1 pseudogene is annotated in these 231 nt (G+C 58.9%); it reads left to right on the forward strand.

The annotated features are described in order from the left end of the window. Positions 1–231 (forward strand): annotated as a pseudogene (locus tag KVT28_RS27205) (cation:dicarboxylase symporter family transporter); the annotation flags it as partial.

Genomic DNA, 231 nt, shown 5'->3' on the forward strand with positions numbered 1-231 from the left:
CTGGCGGGCGCCAATCCCACCTCGATCAACACCGTAGTGATTTTCGCCGCCTTCCTCGGTGTGGCGGCGCAGCAACTGCTGAAAGATGACAAGGTAAAAGGCGAGCGCGTGCTGGTGGCCATCGATACCCTGCAATCCTGGGTCATGTAGCTGGTGCGTTTGATCATGAAGCTGTCGCCGTACGGTGGGCTGGCGCTGATGACCAAAGTAGTAGCCGGTTCCAACCTGCAG

Source organism: Pantoea sp. GbtcB22 (assembly GCF_019091025.1).
Taxonomy (GTDB): Bacteria; Pseudomonadota; Gammaproteobacteria; order Enterobacterales; family Enterobacteriaceae; genus Pantoea; species Pantoea leporis.